The 1,913-nt window shown below is 47.2% G+C and carries 1 rRNA gene (running past one end of the window); it reads right to left on the bottom strand.

Annotation, left to right across the window (positions count from 1 at the left end):
• Positions 1 to 1,761: ribosomal RNA gene (locus NGM66_RS14110) — 23S ribosomal RNA — on the bottom strand (it extends 1,257 nt beyond the left edge of the window).
• Positions 1,762 to 1,913: the final 152 nt, after the last annotated feature.

Raw genomic sequence — 1,913 nt, 5'->3', positions numbered from 1 at the left:
GTGTGTAGCACCCCTTCTCCCGAAGTTACGGGGTCATTTTGCCGAGTTCCTTAACGAGAGTTCACTCGCTCACCTTAGGATACTCTCCTCGACTACCTGTGTCGGTTTGCGGTACGGGTAATTAATTACTAACTAGAAGCTTTTCTCGGCAGTGTGACATCTGGCACTTCCCTACTAAAATTCGGTCCTCGTCACGCCTTGTCCTTAGCGATAAGCATTTGACTCATCACCAGACTTGACGCTTGAACGCACATTTCCAATCGTGCGCATACCGTAGCCTACTGCGTCCCTCCATCGTTCAAACATAATTAACTAGTACAGGAATATCAACCTGTTATCCATCGCCTACGCTTCTCAGCCTCGGCTTAGGTCCCGACTAACCCTGGGAGGACGAGCCTTCCCCAGGAAACCTTAGTCATTCGGTGGATCAGATTCTCACTGATCTTTCGCTACTCATACCGGCATTCTCACTTCTAAGCGCTCCACCAGTCCTTACGATCTGGCTTCATTGCCCTTAGAACGCTCTCCTATCACGTGACCTAATGGTCACATCCACAATTTCGGTAACATGCTTAGCCCCGGTATATTTTCGGCGCAGGATCACTCGGCTAGTGAGCTATTACGCACTCTTTAAATGGTGGCTGCTTCTGAGCCAACATCCTAGCTGTCTATGCAACTCCACATCCTTTTCCACTCAGCATGTATTTAGGGACCTTAATTGGTGGTCTGGGCTGTTCCCCTTTCGACGGTGGATCTTATCACTCATCGTCTGACTCCCGGATATAAATCAGTGGCATTCGGAGTTTATCTGAATTCAGTAACCCATGACGGGCCCCTAGTCCAAACAGTGGCTCTACCTCCACGATTCTTTACTCCGAGGCTAACCCTAAAGCTATTTCGGAGAGAACCAGCTATCTCCAAGTTCGTTTGGAATTTCACCGCTATCCACACCTCATCCCAGCATTTTTCAACATACACGGGTTCGGTCCTCCAGTGCGCTTTACCGCACCTTCAACCTGGACATGGATAGGTCACCTGGTTTCGGGTCTACGTCAACTTACTGAAACGCCCGTTTCAGACTCGCTTTCGCTACGGCTCCGATCTTTACATCTTAACCTTGCAAATTAACGTAACTCGCCGGTTCATTCTACAAAAGGCACGCTATCACCCATTAACGGGCTCTAACTAATTGTAGGCACATGGTTTCAGGAACTATTTCACTCCGCTTCCGCGGTGCTTTTCACCTTTCCCTCACGGTACTGGTTCACTATCGGTCACTAGGGAGTATTTAGCCTTGGGAGATGGTCCTCCCGGATTCCGACCACGTTTCACGTGTGTGGCCGTACTCAGGATCCTGAACTGAGGGTCAACGATTTCATCTACGGGGGTATCACCCGCTATGCCACGCCTTCCCAGACGTTTCGATTATCATTGACTTTGGTAACTCAAATGTTCAGTCCTACAACCCCAACGAGCAAGCTCGTTGGTTTGGGCTGTTCCCCGTTCGCTCGCCGCTACTTAGGGAATCGATTTTTCTTTCTCTTCCTGTGGGTACTTAGATGTTTCAGTTCCCCACGTCTGCCTCAACTCAAGTATGTATTCCCTGAGTTGTAATAGTCGGTTAAAACTATTGGGTTTCCCCATTCGGAAATCTCCGGATCAAAGCTTACGTACAGCTCCCCGAAGCATATCGGTGTTAGTCCCGTCCTTCATCGGCTCCTAGTACCAAGGCATCCACCATGCGCCCTTCATAACTTAACCTAACGATTACGTCGTAATCGCTGATTAATTGAGTATTTAGCGATATAAACTAATTAAAAAACTCAAAATTACGCGGTGTTCTCGGTTTAATTATTTTTAATAAAAACAATTAATAAGAAAATTATTGATAATATCTAGTTTTCAAAGAACAA

Origin of the sequence: Levilactobacillus yiduensis, from assembly GCF_024718525.1 — a bacterium.
GTDB lineage: Bacteria > Bacillota > Bacilli > Lactobacillales > Lactobacillaceae > Levilactobacillus > Levilactobacillus yiduensis.
The sequence above is the reverse complement of the archived record's forward strand: the minus strand, read 5'-3'. Positions and strand labels throughout refer to the sequence as shown.